This window comes from Arthrobacter sp. TB 26, from assembly GCF_000427315.1.
In the GTDB taxonomy this organism is placed as follows: domain Bacteria; phylum Actinomycetota; class Actinomycetes; order Actinomycetales; family Micrococcaceae; genus Arthrobacter.
Map to the genome: position 1 here is coordinate 543 of NZ_AUPJ01000376.1, position 2,325 is coordinate 2,867.

The window sequence follows — 2,325 nt, forward strand, 5'->3', positions numbered from 1 at the left end:
CCGGCCTCCACGGCCTGGGAGACGAAGTCGGCACCGTGCCGGCTCGCGCCGGGCAGGGCAACATAGAGGTCCCCGGGCTGCACGGTGCGGGAATTCAGCGAGATCCCGGTGACCGCGACGGAGCCGGACGCCCCGGGGACGACGACGCCGATCGACGCACCGATGGTTGCCAGCGGCACGGCAGCAACCGCAGAGGGCCGGAAGCCCGGGGTGGACCCCGGACCGGACGGCGCGGCGGAAGCGCCGGGGGCATTCTGATCTGACACGTGGATCTCCGTTGGTGGTGCTGGTGGATCTGGCGCTGCGCGCGGAGGAATGCTCCGGCCCGCAGGCTCAGTTACCCGGTACAGGTTCGTGGCGGACGTTCGTGGTGCTGGTTCTCGCGCTGGTACTACTTGGCGTACTGCGGCAGGCGGACAGGCTCACCCGTGGACGGCGGGACGTTGAACGTCCGCAGCGCCTGGCTCATCACGGACCGGAAGACCGGTCCATTCGAGATTCCGTAGATGTCGCCCTTGGGCCGTTGCAGGACCACTTCAACAATAAACCGCGGATTGTCCATCGGCGCCATCCCGACCATCGACGCCGTGAAGCCGCAGAATCCCGCGGTGCCGTCGTCGCACGGCGACTGCGAGGTGCCGGTCTTCGCCCCGACCCGGTAGCCGTCCAGCCCTGCTTCCTTGATCTGGCCCTCCGTGACGGCGCTCTCGAGGATGTCCCGCACCTGCCGGGCGGTGTCCGGGGAGACGATCTCCCGGGGAGCCTGCGCTGGCGCCTTTTCCTCGCTGCCGTCCGGATTGATGTAGCCGTCGATCAGCCGCGGCTGGAGCATCACGCCGTTGTTGGCGATGCTCTGGAAGGCCCGGACGGTCTGGAGCGTGGACTGCGAGACGCCCTGGCCGAACAGTACGGTGTACTCCTGGCGGCCGTCCCACTGCTCGTAGGGAGTCAGGATGCCCTGGGCCTCGGCGGGGAGGCCAATGTCCGGCGCTTCCCCGATGCCGAACTTCTTCAGCCAGTTGTAGCGCTGCTCCTTGCTGAGCCGCTGGCCGGCCATGACCGTGCCGGTGTTCATCGACCAGCCCAGGATGCCGGCCAGGGTGCGGTCCTCGGTGCCGTGGGTAAAGGAGTCGTTGAACGTTTGTCCGTCCACGGTGTACGACGGCGGGATGGTGAACTTGTCCAGCGGGCTTGATTTGCCCTCCTCGATCAGCGCGGACGCCGTGATCATCTTCTCCACGGAGCCGGGCTCGTACGCAGCCGTCACGGCGCGTACGCCGCGGTCCTTGGCATCGACCTTGCCCGGGTCGTTGGGGTCCGGGGAGTTGGTGTCCGCCATCGCGATGATGTTGCCGGTCTTGATGTCCTGGACGATGACGACGCCCCACTCGGCGCTGAGTTTGTCCCGCTGGCTCTGGATGGCCTGCTGGGCGAAGTACTGGAGGTCCGAGTTCAGCGTAAGCCTGATGTCCTTGCCGTTCACGGCCGGGGTCAGCTGGTCCACTCCGACCGGGATGCGCAGCCCGTCGGCGCCGATTTCGAACAGCCGTTTGCCGGGGGTGCCCTTCAGGATCTCGTCCTGGGTCTGTTCCAGGCCGGCCTGGCCCGTGGTGCCGTCCTTCAGGAAGCCGACGATCCCGCCGGCCACCGAGCCGTTGGGGTACACCCGCTTGCTGGTGCCTTCGGTGACGATGCCCGGGATCTGGAGCTTGGAGATGCGGTCCTCGACGTCGGGCTTCAGGTCTTTGGCCACGATGAAGTAGCGCTGGTCCCCCGTCAGGGCGCTCTTGATCGTGTCCTTGTCCATGCCCAGCACCGTGGCCAGTTCGTTGATGCCCTGGTCCCGGGAGATCTTGACGAGCTCGTCCTTGCCGTCCACCTGCTCCAGCCGGCGGAATGACTCGGTTTTGGTATTGACGGTCTGGTCGACAACGAGGTTGTAGCGGATCACGCTGCTGGCCAGGACATTGCCGTTGGCGTCCAGGATGCTGCCGCGCTCTGCGGGCAGTTCAATGGGGGTAAGCCTGTTTTGGAGCGCGGCCTCGGCCATGCCTCCGACGTCGAGACCCTGGACCAGGAAGAGTTTTCCGCCGACGACGAGCAGGAGCGTCAGCATGACGCCGAGGCCCAGCCGCAGCCGACGGGTCGCGCTTGGCGCTTTCGCCTTGCGTGCCTTGCCGGTGTTCTGCGCCACGATGTTTCCTTGCTGCTTGCCTGGCTGGTGGTCCGTCCTGCGTTACTGTCCCGGGACCTTCTGCGCGGGGGCGGGAACGGATCCTCCGTGGAGTTCGACTGCGGGTGCGGCCGGGACGGACGGCGGGACCG

At 67.0% G+C, this 2,325-nt stretch carries 1 protein-coding gene and 1 pseudogene (1 of these 2 cut by a window edge); both read right to left on the reverse strand.

Annotated elements, in window-relative coordinates:
* Window positions 1–266 (reverse strand): annotated as a pseudogene (locus K789_RS23225) (Mur ligase family protein) (its annotated part extends 542 nt beyond the left edge of the window); the annotation flags it as partial.
* A 125-nt stretch (window positions 267–391) separates the two neighbouring features.
* Window positions 392–2,194, reverse strand: coding sequence for a peptidoglycan D,D-transpeptidase FtsI family protein (locus tag K789_RS0114635; protein ID WP_024367406.1), 1,803 nt, complete (start codon window positions 2,192–2,194; stop codon window positions 392–394).
* Between the last annotated feature and the right edge of the window lie 131 nt (window positions 2,195–2,325).